The organism is Rhizobium sp. ZX09 (assembly GCF_017357485.1).
In the GTDB taxonomy this organism is placed as follows: domain Bacteria; phylum Pseudomonadota; class Alphaproteobacteria; order Rhizobiales; family Rhizobiaceae; genus Agrobacterium; species Agrobacterium pusense.
The window spans coordinates 1,743,875-1,766,614 of the sequence record NZ_CP031364.1 but is presented as its reverse complement, the minus strand read 5'-3'; the positions used below and the strand labels follow the sequence as shown (position 1 = coordinate 1,766,614).

Sequence of the window (22,740 nt, the reverse complement as noted above, 5' to 3'; positions counted from 1 at the left end):
ATGAGACGTGCGGCGAAATTGCTGCGGCGAAGGGCATTCACCGCCATTCCGGTGCTGCTTATCGTGCTCGTCTTCACCTTCCTGCTGCTTGAAAACGCATCGGGTGACGCGGTCGACGCCTATCTCGTTTCCATCGGCGGCGGCGATGCCGGGCTGCGCGATGCGCTGCGTGAACAATATGGTCTGAACGGCTCCGTGCTGGCCCGTTTCTGGCTCTATGCGAGTTCGGTGCTGCGGCTTGATCTCGGCTGGTCGCTTGCCTTTGACCGGCCTGTGCTGGGGCTGATCCTGGAAAGGCTGTCGAACACGCTTCTTCTGATGGGCAGTGCGACAACGCTCGCCTTCATCCTCGGCACAGCACTCGGCATCGTGGCGGGCGCGCGTCCGGGCGGGGCGACAGACCGCGCGCTTTCCACACTCTCACTCGCGCTTTACGCCACGCCCGGCTTCTGGCTTGGGCTCGTGCTCGCCATCGTCTTTGCGGTGAAATTCAGATGGCTGCCTACCTCCGGCATCGAAACCATCGCTTCGGGCAAGCACGGCATGGCGAGGGCGGTTGATATCGGCCGCCATCTCGTGCTGCCGGTCGCCAGTCTCGGGCTGATCTATCTTGCGCTTTTCCTGCGCGTGATGCGCACCGCCATGGCGGCGATCTGGCCATTGGATTTCGTGCTCTTCGCCCAGTCCAAGGGGCTTTCAAAACGACGGATCGTGCTACGCCACGTCGCCCGCAACGCCGCCCTGCCGCTTGTCACCGTGCTTGGCCTGCAGGCGGCCACCATGCTGGGCGGCAGCGTGGTCATCGAAAGCGTTTTTGCCATTCCCGGTTTTGGCCGGCTGGCGCAGGAGGCCGTCACTGGCCGAGACGCCCCGTTGTTGATGGGCATCATCCTGACGAGCGCGGTTTTTGTCATCCTCGTCAACCTCTCCGTCGACATTGTCCATTCCGTGCTCGATCCGCGCATTGGCAGCGGGGAACAAGGCGCATGAGTTTCGCTTTCCGGCTCCTGCGCAGTTTCGAAGGCATGACGGGAACCGTCATACTGGTGCTGCTTTCCCTGACGGCGCTTGCCGCACCCGCCGTCTTTCCAGGTGACCCGCTGGCCATCGTTGGCGAACCGCTGATTACGCCTTTTACGGATGCGGCCCTACCGCTCGGCACCGATCGGCTGGGCCGCAACGTGCTGGCCGAGCTCGCCCATGGTGCGCAGGCCTCCCTGCTCGTCGGCATAGGCGCCGCCGCAGCCGCGCTGATTATCGGCACCGTCATCGGCACCATTGCCGGATTTGCCGGCGGCGTTGTGGACGAAGCATTGATGCGCGTCACCGACGCCTTCCAGATCGTCCCGAACTTCCTGCTAGCGCTAGCCTTCGTCAGTACAATCGGCCCCTCCATGCCGATTGTCATACTCGCCATTGCGCTTGGCGCATGGGCGGATCCGGCGCGGTTGATGCGGGCGCAGGTCTTGAGCATCCGCGAGCGCGATTATGTTCAGTCCGCCCGCGCCATCGGCATGCACCCGCTTGAGATCGCATTCAGGCAGATCCTGCCAAATGCCCTGCCGCCGGTCATGGCGCTTGCCGCCATCATCGTCGCCGCGGCCATTCTGACCGAAGCCGCCCTATCCTTCCTCGGGCTCGGCGATCCCAATATCGTTACCTGGGGTTCGATGATCGCAGAAGGACGCAATGTCCTTCGCTCGGCCGCGTTTCTGTCGGTCATTCCCGGCATCGGCCTTCTGGTTACGGTTCTCGGCGTTTATCTTCTTGGTGAAGGCATCAACAAGGCGATGGCGACAGGGAGGCGAGCGCCATGAGCGGAAATGCACTGTGCCGGATCGACGACCTCAGCGTTTGGTATGCGGCAAGAGATGCGCCGGCGTTGCAGAATGTCTCGCTGACGATCCGGCAAGGCCAGAGGCTGGCGATCATCGGCGAAAGCGGCTCGGGGAAATCGACGCTCGGCAAGGCGATTGCGGGGCTTCTTCCCGGACATGCGAAGGTTTCCGGTGATATTTCGTGGAGTCGCGACAGCCTGTTCCACGGCAGGCCGCTGCCAGGGCGGGATATCGGCACGATCTTTCAGGACACCGGCGCAACGCTGAATCCGGTTCTCGCCATCGGCGAACAGGTGGCGGAAGGGGCTGTCCGGCATCTAGGCCTCTCATGGCGGCAAGCGCGCGATCTTGCCCGCGATCTTCTGGAGCGGGTTCGGCTGCCGCACCCTTCCCACCTCGTCCGGGCCTATCCGCACCAGCTCTCGGGCGGCCAGAGGCAACGCGTGACGATTGCCGCCGCCATTGCAGCCAGTCCTTCAATCCTGATTGCCGATGAAGTCACGAGCGCGCTCGATACGGTTAGCCAGGCCGCCATCGCCACGCTGCTCGACGATCTGGTGCGGCAGGAAAACAAGACGCTGGTCTTCATCACCCATGATATCGGCCTTGCATCCAGCCTTGCCGACGAGATTGCCGTTCTGCGCGCGGGATTGCTGGTGGAACATGGCCCGACGAGGCGGGTGCTGTCCGCACCCGTCCATGACTATACGCGTGCGCTGCTTGCCGATTACCTCGATCTGTCCACGCCGCCGCTGGTCAGCGAGGCCGCGTCATGAACGATGCCCTGCTCACCGTCGACGGCTTGTCCAAGACCTACCGCACCGGCGCAAGAAGGGTGGCGGCGCTCTCCGACATCTCTTTTTCGCTTCGGCCCGGTGAGACGCTGGGACTTGCCGGTCCCTCCGGCTGCGGAAAATCCACGCTTGCGCGCATTCTCATGCGATTGATTCCGGCCGACGAAGGCACGATCCTTTTCAGAGGCCACAATTGGCTGACACTGGACGGCGGCAAGCTTCGCGCCGCCCGCCAGCACATGCAGATGGTGTTTCAGGATACGCATGGCGCTTTCAATCCACGCGCCAGCGTCGAAGATGCCATCGGCGAACCGTTGCGCATTCATCGCACAGTCGCAAGACGCGAGCGTGCGGCGGAAGTCCGCCGCCTTCTCGACCGCGTTGGCCTGCCCGCCAGCTATGCCGGCCGCTCGGTCTTCGAGCTTTCCGGCGGCCAAAGGCAGCGCGTCGGGATCGCACGGGCGATTGCGCTCAAGCCGTCGCTTCTCATCCTGGACGAAGCCGTCTCCGCGCTCGATGTTTCGGTTCGCCGGCAAATCCTTGAACTGCTGGTGGAAATACAGCGCGAGACGGCTGTTTCCTGTATTTTCGTCTCCCATGATCTCGCGGTCATTCGCGCCGTCTGCCACCGCGTCGCCATCATGGAAGCAGGAAGGATCGTTGAAATCGGCCGGACAGGAAATATCGTCTCGGCGCCGCAATCCTCGACCGCCAGAACCCTGATCGACGCCGCACCGCGCCTGACCATCACCACGTAAGGAAAAGACATGCACGCTCCGGATTATGCATTGCTGCTCGACCCACCCGCTTTTCCTGCCGAGCGTTATGCTGCCCTTGCCGACCGGCTGGCCGCGCTGATGAGCACAAGCAACGACGTGCTGCTGATACAGGCGGAAGCCGTGCTGGCGCTCGAAGCCGCAGCCACCAGCCTTGCGCGACCAAGCCTGAAAGCGCTCAACATTGTCACCAGCCCTTATGGTACGTGGTTTGGCGGCTGGCTGGAAAAGGGCGGCGCGACCGTGCGCAATCTGACCGCCAGCCCGGCAAGGCCGGTCACCCTGGAGGAAGTGGAACGGGCGCTGGACGAAGGGCCGGATTTCGACCTTCTCGCCATCGTCCACGCGGAATCGGCAAGCGGCATCCTCAACCCCCTGCCCGCCATCGCCGCGCTCGCCCGGGAACGGAGCATCGTGACCCTTGTGGATGCCGTCGCGTCCATTGGCGGACATGCTTTCGACGTCGACCGTTTAGGTATCGATATCGCCGTCATCGGCCCGCAAAAGGCGCTGGCCGGCCCGGCCGGCATTTCCGCCATTTCCGTCAGCGAAAGGGCCTGGACGCTTCTTTCGCATGACGGCGCTCCTGACAACTCCATGCTCTCGCTTATGGACCAGAAAAAACTCTGGCTCGATGCCGGTCGCGGCGCACTGCCCGGAACGCCCGCCCCGCTGGAGTTTTACGCGCTGGAGGCCGCCCTCGACAGGATCGAGTCAGAAGGGCTGGCATCCGCCAATCGACGCCACAAAACAGCAGCGACGGCCACCCGAAACGGCCTCAGGGCGCTTGGCATTCCAACCTGGGTGGAAGAGGCGCACGCTTCCGCCCTCGTTTCCACGGCGATCCTGCCGGATACCCTCGAAGCCAGGGCATTCCTCGCGGCTGTGTCCCAGAAGCAAGGAGCGGACATTTCCGGTGGCGTCGGCCCCGGCGCGGAACGGTTGATCAGGCTTAATCACACCGGTCGGAGAGCGCATCGGGATGCGGTGAAAGCCAATATCCTGGCCTTCTCCGGCGCCCTGAAAAGCCTCGGCCACGCTGCAAATACCGATTTCGCGCTGGAAGCCGCAGAAAAAACCTATTCAGACGCACCTGCGGATGGCGCTTGACGGTGTCGAAGAACATTCATTGCGCAAAATCCGCTCGCGATGGAACGCCGCTCACGACATTGTTGTTAAAAATGGTAGACAAATTCCTCCGCCAATCTTGACGAAATCATGGTAACGCGCGAAACTTAACGCTACGTTAACTCGCATGAAGAAGGGAAACGGCCATGGTAGCAGGGTTCAACATGCTCTCCTTTGACCTCTTCGGCATCGGCCGAAGGATGCCCGTCGTCAATGAGCGGGTGGAGACCGAGTTTCAGGACAAAACACCGCGCAGACCCGACGACGAATCGCAAGATGACGATCGCGATCAGGAATATGAACTGTTTTTCTGGTCGCTTTACCCCGTGATCTGAGCGTCTCCCGCACGCTCCAAGCCATCGACACATTGACCCTCCGTGGCATCATGATGCGGGGCGCGTGATAGCGTTGGTCGGTCCGTAGACCTCAATATTTCTAGTTTACCGTTAAAAGAAACGAAAGCGGCCCCGAGGTTGTCCTCGGGGCCGCATAGTCTTGTGATGGCTGTTAGTGGTTGTCGCGCGGCAGGCCCTTGGTCTGGGCGATGCGCTGATACTTCACGGCAGGTTCCAGGACCGCGCCGGTTTCCATCTGGCTGACGATGCCGCGCTGGATTTCCTGCCATGGCGTCTGGTGGTCAGGGAACTTGTAACCGCCCTGAGCCGTCAGCGCTTCATAACGCTTGGCAAGCTCTTCTCCTGAAATCAGGATATCCGCCTTGCCGCGGCCCACATCGATGCGGACGCGGTCGCCTGTCTGCAGAACGGCAAGGCCGCCACCTGCTGCTGCTTCAGGGGAAGCATTGAGGATGGACGGGCTGCCCGAAGTGCCTGACTGACGACCATCGCCGATGCAGGGCAGCGAGTTGACGCCTTCCTTCAGCAGATAATCCGGAGCGCGCATGTTCACGACTTCTGCCGCGCCGGGATAACCGATCGGGCCGGCACCGCGCATGAACAGCATGGTGTTGGCGTCGATCTTCAGCGACGGATCATCGATGCGGTGATGATAGTCTTCCGGACCGTCGAACACCACGGCACGTCCTTCAAAAGCTTCGGGATCGTTCGGGTTGGAAAGGTAACGGTTGCGGAACTCTTCCGAAATCACACTCGTCTTCATGATGGCGGAGGAGAACAGGTTACCGCGCAGAACGCGGAAGCCGGCGCGCTCCTTGAGCGGCTGTTCATAGGGGCGAATGACCTTTTCGTCCTCGATGATCGCGCCACGGCAGTTTTCGCCGATGGTCTTGCCGTTGACCGTCATGGCATCTTCCATGATCAGCCCCTGGGTCATCAGCTGGTTGACGACAGCAGGAACGCCGCCGGCATGGTAATAATCCTCGCCGAGATACTCACCGGCCGGCTGCAGGTTAACGAGCAGCGGTACGTCTTCACCATAGGTCTGCCAGTCATCCACTGTCAGCTCGACGCCGACGTGACGTGCAAGGCCGTTCAGGTGGATCGGCGCGTTGGTGGAGCCGCCAATCGCCGAGTTGACGCGGATGGCGTTGATGAACGCATCCTTTGTCATGATGTCCGATGGCTTCAGGTCTTCCTTGACCATTTCGACGATACGCAGACCGGTGAGGTAGGAGACTTCCTGACGATCACGGTAAGGCGCCGGGATGGCGGCGGAGCCGGGAAGCTGCATGCCCAGCGCCTCGGCAAGCGAATTCATGGTCGTCGCCGTGCCCATGGTGTTGCAATAGCCGGTCGACGGAGCCGAGGAAGCGACAAGCTTGACGAAGCCCTGATAATCGATCTCACCCTTCGCCAGCAGTTCACGCGCCTTCCAGACGATGGTGCCGGAGCCGGTGCGTTCACCGCGGAACCAGCCGTTCAGCATCGGGCCGACGGAAAGGGCGATGGCCGGAATGTTGACGGTGGCCGCCGCCATGAGACAGGCAGGCGTGGTCTTGTCACAGCCGATGGTCAGAACGACGCCGTCGAGCGGATAGCCATAAAGCACTTCCACGAGGCCGAGATAGGCGAGGTTACGGTCGAGACCTGCGGTCGGCCGCTTGCCGGTTTCCTGGATCGGGTGAACCGGAAATTCGATGGCGATGCCGCCAGCTTCACGGATACCTTCGCGCAGGCGGTTTGCCAGTTCCAGATGGTGACGGTTGCAAGGAGAAAGGTCCGAACCCGTCTGCGCGATGCCGATGATCGGGCGGTCGGACTGAAGCTCGGCCTGGCTCAGACCGAAGTTCATGTAACGCTCGAGATAAAGCGCGGTCATATCCGCATTTGCGGGGTTGTCGAACCAGGCGCGTGAGCGAAGCTTGCCTTGTGTTGCAGGCAGTTTGTCGGATGTAGTCATGATGCAGGTCTCCAGCCGGAAGTGGCCAACGGTAAAATATTACGAAATGCGACAAGCTTATGTTGTGCGCAAGGAAAATGGAATCAGCTTTCGGAGAACACGCATAACCGACAGAGCAGCGCCAGACGAGTGACCTGAAGCCGTTCTTCGGATTTAGCCGAATATTTTTCGGTATTTATGGTGATACCGGTGTCGCGCAACGGCCTCTCCCTCCCATGCCTTTCGGGAATGCGGCTAGCTCTTCGGCTCCGCGCTCCGCCTTTTATAAAGTCTCTTTATTTGTATTACTATTAGAGACAATCGCCTTCTGTCAAGTCGCCTCTGAGGCCACGTCAAGCCAGTTCCGCGAGCGGAAAAATGGGGCTTTCTTTCGTTCAACCCATTGATTCATAGTATTTTATGGCGAAAATTCACCGCAGTTCACCGAAGCCAAATTGCGGAAAGGCTAAAAAATCGCTTTTCAAGAGTATTACTATATGCTCATAGTGATCGCGTCACGCTGACATCATCTCTGGGAGGATTAAGATGAGAAAAGCTCTCGCGACAGTTACTGTCGCCGTTTCGCTGTGCCTTGCATCAAGTGTTTCCGCCAAATCGCTTACCGTCGGCTTCTCGCAGATCGGTTCGGAATCCGGCTGGCGCGCGGCTGAAACCACCGTTACCAAACAGCAGGCCGAGAAGCGCGGCGTCACACTTAAGTTCGCCGACGCGCAACAGAAGCAGGAAAACCAGATCAAGGCCGTTCGCGGCTTTATCGCGCAGGGCGTCGACGCAATCCTGATTGCACCGGTCGTCGCAACGGGCTGGGATGCTGTCCTGAAGGAAGCCAAGGAAGAGAAAATCCCTGTCATCCTGCTCGATCGCCAGATCGAGGCTCCCGATGATCTTTACCTGACCGCAGTTACCTCGGACCAGGTCCACGAAGGCAAGGTTGCCGGTGACTGGCTGGTGAAGGACGTCGGTTCCAAGGATTGCAAGGTGGTGGAATTGCAGGGCACGACCGGCTCCTCGCCCGCCATCAATCGCAAGAAGGGCTTCGAGCAAGCCATCGCTTCGCACGCCAATATCAAGATCGTCCGCTCGCAGACGGGTGACTTTACCCGCACCAAGGGTAAGGAAGTGATGGAAAGCTTCATCAAGGCCGAAGGCGGCGGCAAGGACATCTGTGCCGTCTACGCCCACAATGACGACATGGCCGTTGGCGCGATCCAGGCGATCAAGGAAGCCGGTCTCAAGCCCGGAACCGACATCAAGGTCGTGTCGATCGACGCCGTGCCTGACATCTTTAAGGCCATGGCAGCCGGTGAAGCCAACGCCACCGTGGAACTGACGCCCGACATGGCCGGCCCGGCATTCGACGCGCTCGAAGCCTATCTGAAAGACAAGAAGGCTCCGGCGAAGTGGATTCAGACCGAATCCAAGCTCTACACGGCATCTGACGACCCGATGAAGGTCTACGAGGCGAAGAAGGGCCTGGGTTACTAAGCCATTCCTTGCAGAAACGGCGCGTGGATTGCGCCGTCTCTTTCTGTTGAGGAGAGCGAAACCTCTCCGATCCAGTCTGCAGAATGATCTCGTATGGAGCGAGCGCATGCCACTTGTTTCTTCTCCCCGTCCGGGGAGAAGTCCGCGGCAGCGGGATGAGGGGGCAAGCCTGGAGATGTCAGAAGAGCTTGCCCCTTCATCCGACCCTTCGGCCCACCTTCTCCCCGGCGGAGAGAAGAAATAAGCCGCTCCCTGCCGATTGCTCTACCAAAACCCATTGCAATACGGAAACTGCTCAATGTCCGAAACGGCACCACTTCTGGAAGCACGCGCCATCGGCAAATCCTTTTTGGGGATCACGGCGCTGGATGGCGTCGACTTTGCGCTTGGGCACGGCGAAATCCATGCCCTGCTCGGCGAAAACGGCGCGGGAAAATCGACGCTGATCAAAATCCTGACCGGCGTCTACAGCCGCGGCAGCGGATCAGTCTTTCTGGAAGGCAGCGAAATCTCGCCCGCCAATGTGGGTGAGGCGCAGGCCCTTGGCATCGGCACCGTCTATCAGGAGGTCAACCTTCTCGAAAACCTCACCGTTGCGGAGAACCTCTACCTTGGCCGCCAGCCGCGGCGCTTCGGGCTGATCGACCGCAGCACGATGCAAAAGAATTCGCAGGCGCTGCTTGCCCAGTACGGCCTTTCCATTGACGTCAACGCCCTTCTCTCCAGCTATTCCGTCGCCATCCGTCAGATCATCGCCATCGCCCGCGCCGTCGATCTTTCCGGCAAGGTGCTGGTGCTGGACGAACCGACCGCCAGCCTCGACGCTCATGAGGTTGAAATGCTGTTCGGAGTACTCAAAAAGCTGCGGGCGCGCGGTATCGGTATCGTAATCATCACTCATTTCCTCAATCAGGTCTACGATATCGCCGACCGGGTGACGGTGCTGCGCAACGGCCGGCTTGTCGGCACACGCGAAATCGGCAGCCTGCCGCGTTGCGAGTTGATATCGATGATGCTCGGCCGGGAACTTCAACAGATCACCCATGACCATCAGGCGACCGAAGAAACAATCGCCGAAGGCGAGCCAAGCATTCGCTTCGAAGGTTATGGCAAACGCGGCAGCGTCTCTCCCTTCGATCTCGGGATACGCCCCGGGGAAATCGTCGGCGTGGCAGGGCTTCTCGGTTCCGGCCGGACCGAAACGGCATTCCTGCTCTTCGGTATAGACCGCCCCGACACGGGCAAAGCCACGATCGACGGGCAGGCGGTGACGATCTCTTCTCCCGAGGCGGCGATTGCGGCCGGTTTCGGTTTCTGCCCCGAAGAACGCAAGACGGACGGCATCATTGGTGATTTCTCCGTGACCGACAACATCGCGCTGGCCCTTCAGGCCCGGCAGGGATGGGCGCGGCCGCTGTCGCGCCGGCAAAAGGCGGAGCTGGCGGAAGGTTTCATCAAATCCCTCGATATCCGCCCGTCCGACCCCGACCGGCCGATCAAGTTCCTGTCCGGCGGCAACCAGCAGAAGGCCATCCTGGCCCGCTGGCTGGCCACGCATCCCCGGCTTCTGATCCTCGACGAGCCGACACGCGGCATCGATATCGGCGCCCACGCGGAAATTCTCAAAATGATCGAAAAACTCTGCAGCGAGGGCATGTCGCTTGTCGTCATATCCTCCGAACTGGAAGAACTCACCGCCGTGGCGCATCGTGTCGTCGTGCTTTCCGACCGCCGGCATGTCAGCGAACTGAAAGGCGGCGAAGTGACGGCTGACAATATCATGCGTGCGATCGCAGATGCGGCCAGAACGGAGGCGGCATGATGACGGCAGTCAATCGGCGTCTTAGAAGACTTGCACCGCAGCTTGCTGCGCTTTTCATCATTCTCGCAGCGATTACAATCATTTCGCCCGGCTTCCTCAATGTGTCGTTTCAAAATGGCAGGCTCTATGGCAGTCTGGTGGATATTCTCGTGCGCGCCGCCCCCGTGGCGCTGCTCACCATCGGCATGACGCTGGTCATCGCGACCAAGGGCATCGATCTTTCCATTGGTGCTGTCATCGCCATCTGCGGTGCCGTCGCCGCCACGCTCATCAGCAATGGACATTCCATTCCCGCCGTCATCGCCATTTCGCTTGGCGTGGGAATTGTCTGTGGCCTGTGGAACGGCGTGCTGGTTGCCCTTCTCGACATACAGCCCATCATCGCCACGCTGATCCTCATGGTGGCAGGGCGTGGCATCGCGCAGCTCATCACCGAGGGCGTCATCCTCACGTTCAACAATGACAGCTTTTCCGCGATCGGCTCCGGCGCATTTGCCGGTGTGCCCCTGCCCGTCATCATCTGGGTAACGGCCGCGCTCCTGATAGGCTTTCTCGTTCGCAAGAGCGCACTCGGTTTCCTGATCGAAGCGACCGGCATCAATCGCCGCGCAGCGGCTCTTGCCGGTGTAAGGGCGCGCTTTCTGCTGTTCTTCGTCTATGCCATTTCCGGTCTTTGCGCGGCGATCGCCGGCATGATCGTGACAGCGGATATTCGTGGTGCGGATGCCAACAATGCCGGCCTCTGGCTGGAATTGGACGCCATATTGGCGGTGGTCATCGGCGGCACTTCACTAAATGGTGGCCGCTTCTCCATCACCGCATCGCTGATCGGCGCGCTCATCATCCAGACCATCAATACCGGCATCCTCGTCTCGGGCTTTCCGCCGGAATTCAACCTCATCATCAAGGCCGGCATCATCATGGTGGTGCTGACGCTGCAATCTCCGGCGATCATGGCCGTCCTCGGTTTCGTGAAAGCGCCAAAGCAGCACGCCAAACCCGCCACCACCAACGGTATGACCAAGGAAGGAACCGCGCGATGATCCACAGCCGCAACCTGCCCTTCCTCACCACGCTGACGATTTTCGTCGTCGCCTATCTTCTTTGCGTGATGCAATATCCGGCGATCTTCTCGACGCGGGTGATCGGAAATCTTCTTACCGACAACGCCTTTCTCGGCATAGCCGCCGTCGGCATGACTTTCGTCATCCTGTCAGGCGGCATCGATCTCTCGATTGGTTCGGTCATTGCCTTCACCAGCGTCTTTGTGGCCGTCCTGGTCGGCACCTATAACATCCATCCGCTGCTTGCCTTCGCCATCGTGCTTTTGATTTCCACGCTGTTTGGCTGCCTGATGGGAGCGATGATCCGCTTCCTGTCCATTCCGCCTTTTGTGGTGACACTCGCGGGCATGTTCCTGGCGCGCGGAGCTGCCTATCTGATCTCCACCCAGTCGGTGCCGATCTCACATCCTTTCATCGATGCGATACAGGGCTTTTATTTCCGCTTTCCAGGCGGCGGCAGGCTGACGGCGCTCGCCATGCTCATGCTTATCGTCTTCGCCGCCGGCATGCTGATCGCAAGCCGCACCCGCTTCGGTGCCAATGTCTATGCGCTGGGCGGCAATCCGCAATCTGCCGAGCTGATGGGCGTGCCGATCGGGACCACCACCATTGGCATCTACGCACTTTCCGGCTTTCTCTCCGGCCTCGCTGGCATCGTTTATACGCTTTACACCTCGTCAGGTTACTCGCTGGCGACGGTGGGCGTGGAGCTGGACGCGATCGCTGCCGTGGTCATCGGCGGTACACTTCTGACCGGCGGCACGGGATTGGTTGCGGGAACCTTTGTCGGGCTTTTGATCCAGGGCCTGATCCAGACCTACATCGTTTTTGATGGAACCCTGTCCTCCTGGTGGACGAAAATCGTCATCGGCGTGCTGCTTTTCGTGTTCATCGTGTTGCAGCGCGCAATCATCTGGTATTCAAACAGGAGACTGGCCGGACCGCATCCGGCATAACGCAAACGGAGGCTTGCTTGGGGCTGCTCGAAACGACGATTAGCGGGCGAAAACGCCGGAACAGCCACGCGCATGTGGTTTCCGAACTCGGCAGCGCCATCGTCTCGGGCAGGATCGCCGAAGGCTCTCTGCTGCCCAACGATGCGGAGCTCTCCCTGCGTTTCGGCGTCTCGCGCACGGTGCTGCGCGAAACCATGAAGACGCTGGCGGCCAAGCGGCTGGTGGAACCGAAGGCGAAGGTGGGCACCCGGGTGCTCGACCGTTCGAGCTGGAATTTCTTTGATCCGGATGTGCTGGGCTGGCGCTGTGAAGCCGGCATCGACCAGGAATTTGTGAAACACCTGGCTGAAATTCGGCTGGCGCTGGAGCCGGCGGCGGCGGCGGCAGCAGCTCTCCAGGCCTCCAATGAAGACATTGTCTCGCTTTACGTCATCGCCGCAAAATTCGACAACCCGCAGCATACGCCGGAAAGCATCGCCAAGGTGGATCTCGAGTTCCATCTTGCCGTCGCGCATATGTCCGGCAATCCCTTCATGCGTTCGGCAAGCGGGCTGATCGAGGCGGCGCTTGCCATCTCATTCCAGCTTTCGTCACCGGCCGCCTCGCCCGACACCATCGCCGAGATCGCATCCAACCACCTTCGCATTGTCCACGCCATCGCGGCGCGGGACGCGGATGCCGCGGTGAAAGCCATGCGGCATGTGATCGAAGTGGGCAAGGACCGGACGCAGAAGGCGATCAAGACGGTTTGAAACCCGAAACCGGTCGTAGTGAAGGCGGGCCCACAAGAATGCAGGCCCATTCCTCTCGCCAGGTCCTCAGCCCTGCGATGCCTCTACCTGCGGCACCACGCCGCGCCGCGACGCCATCAGCGAGGCGCCGAGAAGGGCTGCGATGGCCACGAAGACGAACACCATGGTTGCGCCCTGGAGATCGATCAGCAGGCCGCCAAGAACCGCACCGCTGGAAATAGCGATCTGGAATGTCGTAAGCAGCAGCGCACCCGCACTCTCGGCCTCATCCGAGGCAACACGCGTGATGAAACTCTGCACGCTGACGGGCAATGCGCCGAAAGCAAAACCCCAGGAGGCGATGGCAAGGCCCGCAACAACGGGAGATGCGCCGGCAATCACCAGGATGGAAGCCGATGCGGCGATCAGCGTCGCGGCGAAGGTCACCGCCCAGGCCGTGTTCTTTTCGGCAAGGAAACCGCCGAAAAGATTGCCGAAGAAACCGCCGATACCGTAAATCAGCAGAACAAGCGAAATCGCCTCCACGCCAAGCTGCGGCACGTCTTCCAGGAACGGTCGGACATAGGTGAAGCCGGCAAAGTGGCCCGCAACGATAAATAGCGTCGTCAAAAGACCGATCCGGACCTGCGTTCGCTGAAGCAGCCGGAACATGGTGGAAAGGCCGGGGGCACCGGCCGGCGGCAGCGAAGGCACGGTGAGCAATTGCACGGCGAGCGCAATGACGCCGAGCACGCCGGCAACGACGAAGGCCGATCGCCAGCCGAGCGTCGCGCCAATCCACGCGCCCACCGGTGCCGCACACACGGTTGCGACGGAGACCCCGGTAAGGATGATGGCCATGGCGCGTGGCATTTTTTCAATAGGCACGAGCCGCAACGCAAGCGCCGCCGACATGGCCCAGAAGCCGCCAAGACCGATGCCCAGCAGGACGCGCGAGGCAAAGAGCATGAAAAGCCCATTGGCAAAGGCGGCCAGCGTGCTGGAGATGATCAGCAGCGTGGTCAACCCGAGCAGGGTCCAGCGCCGGTCAATGCCGCGTGTGCCGATGACGACACCCGGACCTGCAACCGCCGCGACCAGCGCCGTGACGGTTATGGATTGTCCGGCAATGCCGGAGCTAATGGAGAGATCGGCCGATAGCGGCGTCAGGAGGCTGACGGGCAGGAATTCCGCCGTTACCAGTCCGAAAACGCCGAGCGAAAGTGAAACCACAGCGGCCCATTTCGCATCCGGCTCCTGTCTGCGCGGCGTATATTCCAGTTCGTTTGTGGTCCGGCTATTCATGAAAATCTCCTGATGCGCATTCCCGGAACGCGTCGTGAAACGGAAAGGCAAGGCGAGGAAGCCGGTTGGGAGCCCTGCTTCGACGACTGCAAATCGATGCAAGCAGGCTAAGCGTGACAGCCCGGCGTTTCCATGCTAGAAAATCCGTATTCCTTAACCAATCGTCCGAATATGCGAGATACCATGAACGATGCCCTGACGGAAATGTTGCGTGGCCTTAGGCTTGACGGTGTGGAATATGGCCGCTGCCGCATGGCCACCCCCTGGGCGACGGCTTTTCCCGAACAGGAGGCGGCGCGGTTTCATTTCATCGGCGTGGGGCATGCGAAATTACAAAAACCCTCGGGTGAATGGCTGACCCTGACATGTGGCGACGCCGTGCTTCTGCCGCGCGGGCATGCACATGTGCTGGCGAGCGGTGAAAAGGTGGCCCCTTCCCCCTTCGACCGGTTCGGCAAGAAGGAAGTGTGCCAGGGCATTTTCGACATGGAGTGCGCGAGTGCGGGTGGCGATACCGTGGCTTTCACCGCTTCGATGCGTTTCAACATGGATAACCTGCATCCGCTGCTGCAGCTGATGCCTGACGTGATGCTGACCAGCGATCTGGCCAAAAGCGATCCGGCCATTCCGCATCTTCTGGAAGCCATGACGCGGGAGGTCGAGCTGAACCGCGTCGGCGCGGGTGGCATTCTGGCACGGCTGGCCGATGTGCTGACTGCAACGCTGATCCGTACGTGGGTGGAATATGGCTGCGGCGATTCCAGCGGCTGGCTTGCCGCCGTGCGCAATCCCGAACTCGGCCGCGTGCTCGCCGCCATTCATCTTAATCCTGAAAAGGACTGGAGCGTGGAAGAACTCGCCTCCCTGATGGGCGCATCCCGCTCAAGTTTCGCGGAACGTTTCACCCGCGTGGTAGGAGAAAGCCCCGCGCGTTATGTGGTGCGGGTGCGCATGCATCAGGCGCGGCTGTGGCTGCGAGAGGGCATGCGGGTGACGCTGGCGGCCGAAAAGCTCGGTTACGATTCCGAGGCCTCTTTCAGTCGCGCCTTCAAACGGGTAATCGGCGCACCACCCAGCCAGTTCCGCAGGAAAGATGCGGCAGGGCTGGAGGACGCGGCTTAAGACGCGCCCTCTCGGCGGAAACCGCGGACTCAGTGGAAATTACGGGAAATGACCTTTATCCGCTCCACCGCATCTTCATCATGGGTGGCCGGCGGCGGTCTTTTCCTGATGGTGCGGTGATCCTCCTGTGGCATGCCATGGTGAAACTCGTCGCCACGCCCGTGCGGCAGCGGAAACGCGTGGTTGCGCTCGCCCACACTAGCAAGCGCCTGTGACAGATCGGTCAGCCGGTGGGCGACCAGATGCACGACTTCGCCTTCCCTTTGAATCTTGCCATAAATGCCGACCATACCGGCCGACAGCACCACGCGGCGGTATTTTTCGAAAGTTTTGACCCACAGCACCGCATTGGCGATACCCGTCTCGTCCTCCAGCGTCATGAAGATAACGCCTTTTGCCGAGCCGGGACGCTGGCGCACCAGCACCAGCCCGGCCGTTTCCAGCCATGTTCCGTCCCGAACGCGCACCGCCTCCGCACAGGTGACGATGCGGCGACGGGAAAGATCGCGCCGCAGGAAGGTCATGGGATGTTCGCGCAGCGTCAATCCCACATGACCGTAATCCTGCACAACCTCGCCACCGTCAGTCATGGGGCGGAGCATGACGGAGGGTTCCTGAAGCTCCTCGATAACGGCATTTTCCCTGATGGCAGCGGCAGCGAAAAGCGGCAGCGGCTCATCCCGCAAGGCCTTGATGGCCCAGAGCGCCTCGCGTCTGGCAAGGCGAAGCGACGGCAGAAAGGCATCGGCTTCGGCGAGACAGACAAGGGCGGCGGCCGGAACACCCGCCCTTCGCCACAGATCATCCACGGAGACAAAAGGCCTATCCTGCCTGACATTGACTATATCGGCAGCATGATCATTGGAGAGCCCCTTCACCATGCGCATACCCAACCGCACGGCATAACGCTCTTTGCCACGCGCATCTTTCTCTCCCGTGGGTTCCAGCGTGCAATCGAAGCGGCTGTGATTGACGCAGACCGGGCGTACTTCCACGCCATGATCACGCGCATCACGCACGATCTGCGCCGGAGCGTAAAATCCCATCGGCTGCGAGTTGAGAAGGGCAGTACAGAAAATATCGGGATGATGGCATTTCAGCCATGAGGAGGCATAAGCAATCAACGCGAAGGAAGCCGCGTGGCTTTCGGGAAAACCATAACTGCCGAAACCTTCCAGCTGCTTGAAGATGCGCTCGGCGAATTCCTTGTCATACTTGCGCTCCACCATTCCATCGATCAGATCCTGCCTGAACTTGGAGATGGTGCCGACATTCTTGAAGGTTGCCATGGCGCGACGCAGCTGATCCGCCTTACCGGGTGAAAAACCGGCGCATTCGATGGCAATCTTCATGGCCTGTTCCTGAAACAGCGGCACGCCCAGCGTTTTGCCCAGTACGCTCCTCAGCTCCTCTTTCGGATAATGCTCATCCTCTTGTTTGTTACGGCGTCGCAAATATGGGTGCACCATATCTCCCTGAATGGGGCCGGGGCGAACAATGGCGACCTGAATGACAAGATCGTAGAATTTTACCGGTTTCAGGCGCGGCAGCATCGACATCTGCGCCCGGCTTTCGATCTGGAAGGTGCCCAGCGTATCGGCCTTCTGGATCATGGCGTAGGTGGGACCGTCGCCCTGTGGCACGGTGGCGAGATCGTATTTCTCTCCTGTCCGTGCCTCCAGCATATCGAAACCGCGTTTCATGCAGGAGAGCATGCCGAGCGCCAGACAATCAATCTTCATGAACTTCATGATATCGATGTCGTCCTTATCCCATTCGATGATCTGCCGTTTGTCCATGGCGGCGGGTTCGATTGGTACCAGCTCGTCCAGCCGGTCATGGGTCAAGACGAAACCGCCCGGATGCTGGCTGTGATGGCGCGGCGTGCCCACAAGCTGGTTAGCCAATTCGAAGGCAAGCTTCAGGCGACGATCCTCCATATTGAGGTTCAGTTCCTTCACCTGCTTTTCACCCACCCCCTCGCTCCAGCGCCAGACCTGCGACGAAAGAAGTTTCGTCAAGTCTTCCGGCAGGCCCAAAACCTTGCCGACGTCGCGTAACGCCCCTCGCCCGCGATAACGGGTGACGACCGAACAAAGCGCCGCCTTGTCATGGCCATAGGTTTTATAAACCCACTGAATGACCTCCTCACGCCGCTGATGTTCGAAATCCACGTCGATATCAGGCGGTTCGCGCCGTTCTTCCGAAACGAAACGCTCGAACAGGAGGTCGACCGTCATCGGATCGATGGCGGTGATGCCGAGCACGTAACACACCACCGAATTGGCCGCCGAGCCGCGTCCCTGACAGAGAATATCCTCCCCCCGGGCAAATTGGACGATAGCATTCACCGTCAGGAAATAAGGGGCGTATTCCAACCTGCCGATTAGGCCAAGCTCGTGGTGCAGCGCCTTTTCCACCTTTTCAGGGGCGCCATGCGGATAACGTTTCGGCACCGCTTCCCAGACCATCTTCTCCAGCGCCTGCTGCGCCGTCAGCCCCGGCAAGCTGCGCTCCTCGGGATATTGATAGACCAGTTCCTTCAGTGAAAACTTGCAGCGCTTTGTAATTTCGAGGCTGCGGGCCAGCGCCTCGGGGTAACGGGCAAACAGCCGGTGCATCTCCTGCGGCGGCTTCATATAACGATCGGCATGGCGCTCGCGGCGAAAACCGGCCTCGTCGATGGTGCAATTGTGACGGATGCAGGTGACGACATCCTGCAACATGCGCCGTTCGGGCACATGAAACAGCACATCATTGGTTACCACGGTCGGCACACCAGCCGCGTCGGCCATAGCTGAGAGTTCGAAAAGCCGCATCTGATCATTGGGACGCCTCCTGAGACTGAGCGCCATATAGGCCCTGTCCGCAAAAGCGGCTTTCAGCCGCCGCAGGCGGAGCGCGCAGAGATCATCGGCCAGATCGGCGAGCAGCACCACGATCAGCCCTTCGCCATAGGTGACGAGATCGTCCCATGTCAGCCTGCACTTGCCCTTGCCGCCCCTTTTTTTGCCCACGGAAAGCAGCCGGCAAAGCCTGCCGTAAGCGGGGCGATCCATGGGATAAACAAGCACGGATAGATCGTCATCCAGATCGAGCCGGCAGCCGATGACAAGGCGGATGCCATGATTATTGGCTGCTTCATAAGCGCGGGGAATGCCTGCAAGGCTGTTGCGATCGACAATGCCCAGCGCCTCGATGCCGAGAATTTTTGCCTGTTCGAATAATTCGTCGCAGGAGCTCGCTCCGCGCAGAAAGGAAAAATGCGTGGTGACCTGAAGCTCGGCATAACGCGGCGTATTCATGCGAAGACCCCGTGGATGAACCAGCCCTGCGATCCCGTCTCGGCATGTTCGCCGTCACCGGAGCGGAAAATCCAGAAACGTTCGCCGCTTTCATTTTCCACCGTGAAATAATCGCGCACGGCGGCCTTTTCCCGGTCACGCTTCCACCATTCACCAAACACCCGTTCCGGCCCGTCGGCACGGCGCACATTGTGGCGTATGCCTTTCCAGATGAAATAACGCGGCGGATGGTCCGGCAGGAGCGCCATTGTCTCAACGGGTTCAGGTGTTGCAAGCAGTCTGACCGGGCGTGGCCAGTGGCCGGGCCAGCCGAGCGTATCCTCAGTGGCAAGTGCCGCAATGCGGGCAACGGAGCGTTCCGGCACGTCGCTCGCCACCGCTGCATAACGATAGACCCTGTGGCCGCGATTGAGGATGACATCGACCGTATCGGCGATGTCCGCACGCCCTTCTTCCAGAAGCGAGGATCTGGCCTGCGCGGCGACAAGCGGTTCGGCATGGGTGGCGGTGAGCACCATCATCTCTATGCCGAAGCCGGGATCGATGGTGTCGATACGGTCAGTCAGAAGCCGGACAAGTTGCTTGACATCGCGCACCGGTCTTGATGTGCCCGCCCTGATCGCCTGCAGGCCGCTATCCACACGGTGCAGCACCAGATCGACCCGGCGGGCGCCGAGACCACGCCTTTCCAGCGCGGCGCAAAGCCCCGTGACCAGCTTTTGTGTATAACGGGCAATCGTTTCCGCCGCTGCGATCGGCTCTGGAAAGGCGCGCCGCACCTCCACCAGTTCGGCCACGCGCACCGGCTCTATGGGTTCGCCGATCTCTCCGAAAGCCTGCGCCAGACGACGGACGACTTCCGGGCCGAAGCGCAAGGTGAGCGGCGCGCGCGGGGATTCGGCAAGCTCACCGATGCTGCGAAAGCCGAGCACCTTCAACCCGGAAACGATGCGGTCCTCCAGCCTCAGCGCGGCAAGCGGCAAGCTGCTGATCGCCGCCCGTTGCCCACCCGGCGGTATGATGCTGATCTGCTCGCAGCCGAAACGCGCCAGTGCATGGGCCGCACCCCAGCTATCGGCAATGGCGGCGCGGGCGGCGAAGCCTGCGGCATGCAGGCGGTTGACCATGCCGCTCAGCATCAGCATCTCATTGCCGTGCAGATGATCTGCACCCGCCGTGTCCAGCACCAGCCCGTCCGGCGCATCGGCGGCGACGATGGGGGCATAAATGCGCAGGAAATGAAAGGCCAGCTGCTCAAGGGCGCGGGCATCTCCAACCGCATCCAGATCTTCCACGAGAAGGCCGGGCACCAGCGCCTGCGCCTTGCTGACCGGCGTGCCAGGCCGGATGCCCGCCGCCTTCGCGGCCTTGTCGAGCGCCAGCGCCAGCCGGCGGCTGCCCTGCCGGCCGATCATGACCAGCGGCTTTTCAACCGGCGGCGCGTTCTGTCCCGACAGACGCCGGAAACGATCCGTCGGCCATGTCGGCAGGTAGAGCGAGACGACCCTTTGCATCACAGGCTTCCACTTCAAATTCGGCGCTTTCGCCGCCGCGACATCGCAAAAGCTCAAGAAACCAGCGGGACCTGCCCACCCCCGGCACCGGCAGGGGTGACGAGGGCCGCACGGAAATACGCCAGCGGGTGACGGCCGCCGTCGGTTCGCCGAACAGCGCCGCATCGGCCGGACGCCGGAAGCGGCGGATGGCAATGCCGGTCACGCCGGAAGTTTCCGCCGCCAGTTGCAGCCGCCGCGAAGCGTTCATCGGCAGTTTCGCCACTTCGCCCATCACCGCGCCGAAACCATTGCAGCGCAAGCCCTCCTCGAAACAGTCAAGCACGCCTTTCTCATCACGGCATTCAACGATGATGAGCCGGTTCTGCGACAGGCCAGCCTGTGTCAGCCCCGGCATGAACAGATCCTGCCGGGTGACGCACCATAAAACCTTGCCGGCAATCCTTGCTGCCACCCCGGCCGCAAAGAGAGCGGCCGCCGCACCATCGGCAGCGCCATTGCCGCCGCCGCTCAGCTCATGCAGGCAGCCGAGCTTCAGCCCGCCTCCCGGCAGGTGATGGTCGATGGCATCAACGCCGAAAGGCAAGGTCTCGTGCAGCCGCTCAGGGCCGCCACCGATCCTTTCCAGCCTTTCACGCAGCTCTTCGACAACGAGCAACTGATCCGCGCGCTTTTGCATGGCATGACAGGTTTCAATTCCGGTTATTCATCTTTATTGTTCTTGTTTTGTTCCTATTTCCGCAAAGAGTCAAGCAACAGGTTGGCGCTCTTCACCAGTTTGTACGGGAAGAGAGGATTCTGGCCTTGCGGCTATCTGTTGCGCCGTTAAAACGGAATTATCCGCTTGCCACCTGTTACCCTGACAGATCTGGCGACGGGCATCAGGGTTTGGAGGAACCGATGATGATCGCCAGCATTCTGATTGCCGTGATCGCGGCAATCCATATTTACATCGTCATTCTGGAAATGCTGCTTTGGGAGAAGCCTGCCGGTCGCAAGGCCTTCGGTCTTTCCGCGGATTTTGCCCGGCAGACGAAAGTGCTGGCCGCCAATCAGGGGCTTTATAATGGTTTTCTCGCAGCGGGGCTGATCTACGGGCTCACGCAGGGTGACGACGGGCTGAACTTCAAAGTCTTCTTCCTGACCTGTGTGCTGGTGGCCGGTATTTTCGGCGCCGTGACAGCCAATATCAAAATCCTGTTCATTCAGGCATTGCCGGCATTGTTTGCACTCGGCTTCCTCTGGATCGGAATATGAACAAATGACCGCATGGAACGATACGTCCGCAAGAGACGCTCTCAACCGCATCTTCATGACCGCAGTCGCCAGCGCCGATCCGGCTAAGGTGTTGCAACAACACCTGCCCTCCCCGCCTAGAGGGCGGTGTGTAGTGGTTGGCGCAGGCAAGGCTTCCGCCGCAATGGCCGCAGCGCTTGAGGCGGCATGGCCAAATGTCGATCTTTCCGGCGTGGTGGTGACGCGTTACGGCCATGCCGTCCCGACCGGGCGCATTGAAATCATCGAAGCCTCGCATCCGGTGCCGGACGACAGGAGCGCCGAAGCCGCAAAACGCATTCTCGCCGCCGTTGAAGGGTTGACTGCAGACGACATGGTCATCGCGCTGATTTCCGGCGGTGGTTCGGCGCTGATGGTATCACCCGCCGAGGGAATGACGCTTGCGGACAAGATGGCGGTCAACCGCGCTTTGCTTGCCAGCGGCGCCACGATTTCCGAAATGAACGCCGTGCGCAAGCATCTCTCCCGCATCAAGGGCGGGCGACTGGCGCTGGCCGCCAAACCGGCCAGGGTCGTTTCCCTGCTGATCTCCGACGTGCCGGGCGACAATCCCTCGGAAATCGCCTCGGGCCCGACGGTCGCCGATCCGAGCGATATTGAAACCGTGCGGGAAATCGTTTCCCGTTATGCGCTCGATCTTCCCGAAAATGTGCGCAAAGTGCTGGAAAAAGGCGAGGAAACCCCGAAGGCCGGCGATATTGAAGAAGATATCCGGCTCATCGCCGCCCCCTCGCTCGCCTTGCAGGCGGCAGCGGATGAGGCGGTGGAGCTTGGCTTAACACCGCTCATCCTCGGGGATTCGCTGGAGGGTGAATCCAGGGATGTCGGCGCCGTCATGGCCGGTATCGCGATTTCCGCCCACCGCAAGGGCCTGCCACTCAAAGGCCCGGCCGTTTTGCTTTCCGGCGGCGAAACCACGGTCACTATCGGCAAGGGGCCGGCAGGCAAGGGCGGCCGCAACACGGAATTCCTGCTGAGCCTTGCGCTGACGCTCAAAGGTGCTGACGGCATATGGGCCATTGCCGGCGATAGCGACGGCATAGACGGAGTGGAGGATGCCGCGGGCGCCGTGGTGACGCCGGACACACTTGCCCGTATGCGCGCAGCCGGTGTCGATCCGCGCCAGTCACTCGTGAGCCACGACAGCTATACGGCTTTCAGGGCGGCAGGCGATCTTGTCGTGACCGGTCCAACGCTCACGAATGTCAATGATATCAGGGCGATTTTGATCGGCTGATAGCGGGGCATTGGCAGAGACTACTGAGCTTCCGGCACGCGCTCGTAG

General features: G+C 60.7%; 19 protein-coding genes. 14 read left to right on the top strand and 5 right to left on the bottom strand.

What is annotated here, in order from left to right; genetic code table 11:
* From BTN45_RS22750 to BTN45_RS22725, 6 genes are all read left to right on the top strand, one after another.
* Window positions 1-990, top strand: coding sequence for an ABC transporter permease (locus tag BTN45_RS22750; protein WP_207591218.1), 990 nt, complete (start codon window positions 1-3; stop codon window positions 988-990).
* Window positions 987-1,817, top strand: a complete 831-nt coding sequence (locus BTN45_RS22745) for an ABC transporter permease (RefSeq protein ID WP_004438917.1) — start codon at window positions 987-989, stop codon at window positions 1,815-1,817. Before BTN45_RS22750 ends, BTN45_RS22745 begins: the two co-directional genes overlap by 4 nt.
* Window positions 1,814-2,614 carry an ABC transporter ATP-binding protein gene (locus BTN45_RS22740; RefSeq protein ID WP_207591216.1) on the top strand — a complete coding sequence of 267 codons (801 nt, stop codon included), beginning with the start codon at window positions 1,814-1,816 and terminating at the stop codon, window positions 2,612-2,614. Before BTN45_RS22745 ends, BTN45_RS22740 begins: the two co-directional genes overlap by 4 nt.
* Entirely contained in the window at window positions 2,611-3,390 is a 780-nt protein-coding gene (locus tag BTN45_RS22735; protein ID WP_207591214.1) for an ATP-binding cassette domain-containing protein, read from the top strand. Before BTN45_RS22740 ends, BTN45_RS22735 begins: the two co-directional genes overlap by 4 nt.
* Before the next feature lie 9 nt (window positions 3,391-3,399).
* Window positions 3,400-4,518, top strand: coding sequence for an aminotransferase class V-fold PLP-dependent enzyme (locus BTN45_RS22730; protein ID WP_207591212.1), 1,119 nt, complete (start codon window positions 3,400-3,402; stop codon window positions 4,516-4,518).
* Window positions 4,519-4,682: 164 nt separating this feature from the next.
* Complete coding sequence (locus tag BTN45_RS22725) at window positions 4,683-4,871, top strand: hypothetical protein (RefSeq protein ID WP_207591210.1); 189 nt, start codon at window positions 4,683-4,685, stop codon at window positions 4,869-4,871.
* Between the two features lie 172 nt (window positions 4,872-5,043).
* Here BTN45_RS22725 and BTN45_RS22720 read toward each other — a convergent pair whose 3' ends face one another.
* A complete protein-coding gene (locus BTN45_RS22720) occupies window positions 5,044-6,855 on the bottom strand; it encodes an IlvD/Edd family dehydratase (protein WP_207591208.1) in 1,812 nt (603 codons plus the stop codon).
* 519 nt (window positions 6,856-7,374) lie between these two features.
* Here BTN45_RS22720 and ytfQ point away from each other — a divergent pair.
* The 5 genes from ytfQ to BTN45_RS22695 all read left to right on the top strand — a co-directional run bounded on the left by ytfQ (window position 7,375) and on the right by BTN45_RS22695 (window position 12,934).
* A complete protein-coding gene (gene ytfQ, locus BTN45_RS22715; protein WP_034498148.1) occupies window positions 7,375-8,340 on the top strand; it encodes a galactofuranose ABC transporter, galactofuranose-binding protein YtfQ in 966 nt (321 codons plus the stop codon).
* A gap of 298 nt (window positions 8,341-8,638) precedes the next feature.
* On the top strand, window positions 8,639-10,162 hold the full coding sequence (locus BTN45_RS22710) for a sugar ABC transporter ATP-binding protein (RefSeq protein WP_207591206.1): 1,524 nt from the start codon (window positions 8,639-8,641) through the stop codon (window positions 10,160-10,162).
* A complete protein-coding gene (locus BTN45_RS22705; RefSeq protein WP_207591726.1) occupies window positions 10,162-11,205 on the top strand; it encodes an ABC transporter permease in 1,044 nt (347 codons plus the stop codon). The genes BTN45_RS22710 and BTN45_RS22705 overlap by 1 nt, the downstream gene beginning before the upstream one ends.
* Window positions 11,202-12,182, top strand: coding sequence for a galactofuranose ABC transporter, permease protein YjfF (yjfF, locus tag BTN45_RS22700; protein WP_207591205.1), 981 nt, complete (start codon window positions 11,202-11,204; stop codon window positions 12,180-12,182). The genes BTN45_RS22705 and yjfF overlap by 4 nt, the downstream gene beginning before the upstream one ends.
* Window positions 12,183-12,199: 17 nt before the next feature.
* A complete protein-coding gene (locus BTN45_RS22695; RefSeq protein ID WP_207591204.1) occupies window positions 12,200-12,934 on the top strand; it encodes a FadR/GntR family transcriptional regulator in 735 nt (244 codons plus the stop codon).
* Between the two features lie 66 nt (window positions 12,935-13,000).
* On the opposite strand, the gene BTN45_RS22690 is transcribed toward BTN45_RS22695, so the two are convergent.
* The gene (locus tag BTN45_RS22690) at window positions 13,001-14,218 is read right to left on the bottom strand and encodes an MFS transporter (protein WP_207591203.1); all 1,218 of its coding nucleotides are present in this window, start codon (window positions 14,216-14,218) and stop codon (window positions 13,001-13,003) included.
* Window positions 14,219-14,401: 183 nt separating this feature from the next.
* Here BTN45_RS22690 and BTN45_RS22685 point away from each other — a divergent pair, with 183 nt between their 5' ends.
* Window positions 14,402-15,340: an AraC family transcriptional regulator gene (locus BTN45_RS22685; RefSeq protein WP_035208187.1), complete on the top strand. Its 939-nt coding sequence runs from the start codon at window positions 14,402-14,404 to the stop codon at window positions 15,338-15,340.
* A 29-nt stretch (window positions 15,341-15,369) separates the two neighbouring features.
* Here BTN45_RS22685 and BTN45_RS22680 read toward each other — a convergent pair whose 3' ends face one another.
* From BTN45_RS22680 to BTN45_RS22670, 3 genes are read right to left on the bottom strand one after another with little or no spacing between them, the layout of a single operon-like run.
* Entirely contained in the window at window positions 15,370-18,645 is a 3,276-nt protein-coding gene (locus BTN45_RS22680) for an error-prone DNA polymerase (protein WP_207591202.1), read from the bottom strand.
* On the bottom strand, window positions 18,642-20,159 hold the full coding sequence (locus tag BTN45_RS22675; protein ID WP_207591201.1) for a DNA polymerase Y family protein: 1,518 nt from the start codon (window positions 20,157-20,159) through the stop codon (window positions 18,642-18,644). Before BTN45_RS22675 ends, BTN45_RS22680 begins: the two co-directional genes overlap by 4 nt.
* Entirely contained in the window at window positions 20,074-20,838 is a 765-nt protein-coding gene (locus BTN45_RS22670) for an ImuA family protein (protein WP_207591200.1), read from the bottom strand. Before BTN45_RS22670 ends, BTN45_RS22675 begins: the two co-directional genes overlap by 86 nt.
* A gap of 224 nt (window positions 20,839-21,062) precedes the next feature.
* Between BTN45_RS22670 and BTN45_RS22665 the strand changes: the two genes are divergently transcribed.
* Together BTN45_RS22665 and BTN45_RS22660 are read left to right on the top strand one after the other, a co-directional pair.
* On the top strand, window positions 21,063-21,416 hold the full coding sequence (locus BTN45_RS22665) for a DUF1304 domain-containing protein (RefSeq protein WP_207591724.1): 354 nt from the start codon (window positions 21,063-21,065) through the stop codon (window positions 21,414-21,416).
* Between the two features lie 4 nt (window positions 21,417-21,420).
* Window positions 21,421-22,692 carry a glycerate kinase gene (locus BTN45_RS22660; RefSeq protein ID WP_207591198.1) on the top strand — a complete coding sequence of 424 codons (1,272 nt, stop codon included), beginning with the start codon at window positions 21,421-21,423 and terminating at the stop codon, window positions 22,690-22,692.
* Window positions 22,693-22,740 lie beyond the last annotated feature (48 nt).

What these genes read in the sequence shown, in the direction of transcription:
- yjfF (WP_207591205.1), top strand. Translation starts at nt 11,202, where the DNA reads ATGATCCACAGCCGCAACCTGCCCTTCCTCACCACGCTGACGATTTTC.
- BTN45_RS22725 (WP_207591210.1), top strand. Translation starts at nt 4,683, where the DNA reads ATGGTAGCAGGGTTCAACATGCTCTCCTTTGACCTCTTCGGCATCGGC.
- BTN45_RS22665 (WP_207591724.1), top strand. Translation starts at nt 21,063, where the DNA reads ATGATCGCCAGCATTCTGATTGCCGTGATCGCGGCAATCCATATTTAC.
- BTN45_RS22680 (WP_207591202.1), bottom strand. Translation starts at nt 18,645, where the DNA reads ATGAATACGCCGCGTTATGCCGAGCTTCAGGTCACCACGCATTTTTCC.
- BTN45_RS22730 (WP_207591212.1), top strand. Translation starts at nt 3,400, where the DNA reads ATGCACGCTCCGGATTATGCATTGCTGCTCGACCCACCCGCTTTTCCT.
- BTN45_RS22690 (WP_207591203.1), bottom strand. Translation starts at nt 14,218, where the DNA reads ATGAATAGCCGGACCACAAACGAACTGGAATATACGCCGCGCAGACAG.
- BTN45_RS22675 (WP_207591201.1), bottom strand. Translation starts at nt 20,159, where the DNA reads ATGCAAAGGGTCGTCTCGCTCTACCTGCCGACATGGCCGACGGATCGT.
- BTN45_RS22745 (WP_004438917.1), top strand. Translation starts at nt 987, where the DNA reads ATGAGTTTCGCTTTCCGGCTCCTGCGCAGTTTCGAAGGCATGACGGGA.
- BTN45_RS22735 (WP_207591214.1), top strand. Translation starts at nt 2,611, where the DNA reads ATGAACGATGCCCTGCTCACCGTCGACGGCTTGTCCAAGACCTACCGC.
- BTN45_RS22660 (WP_207591198.1), top strand. Translation starts at nt 21,421, where the DNA reads ATGACCGCATGGAACGATACGTCCGCAAGAGACGCTCTCAACCGCATC.
- BTN45_RS22740 (WP_207591216.1), top strand. Translation starts at nt 1,814, where the DNA reads ATGAGCGGAAATGCACTGTGCCGGATCGACGACCTCAGCGTTTGGTAT.
- BTN45_RS22705 (WP_207591726.1), top strand. Translation starts at nt 10,162, where the DNA reads ATGACGGCAGTCAATCGGCGTCTTAGAAGACTTGCACCGCAGCTTGCT.
- BTN45_RS22720 (WP_207591208.1), bottom strand. Translation starts at nt 6,855, where the DNA reads ATGACTACATCCGACAAACTGCCTGCAACACAAGGCAAGCTTCGCTCA.
- BTN45_RS22710 (WP_207591206.1), top strand. Translation starts at nt 8,639, where the DNA reads ATGTCCGAAACGGCACCACTTCTGGAAGCACGCGCCATCGGCAAATCC.
- BTN45_RS22670 (WP_207591200.1), bottom strand. Translation starts at nt 20,838, where the DNA reads ATGCAAAAGCGCGCGGATCAGTTGCTCGTTGTCGAAGAGCTGCGTGAA.
- BTN45_RS22750 (WP_207591218.1), top strand. Translation starts at nt 1, where the DNA reads ATGAGACGTGCGGCGAAATTGCTGCGGCGAAGGGCATTCACCGCCATT.
- BTN45_RS22685 (WP_035208187.1), top strand. Translation starts at nt 14,402, where the DNA reads ATGAACGATGCCCTGACGGAAATGTTGCGTGGCCTTAGGCTTGACGGT.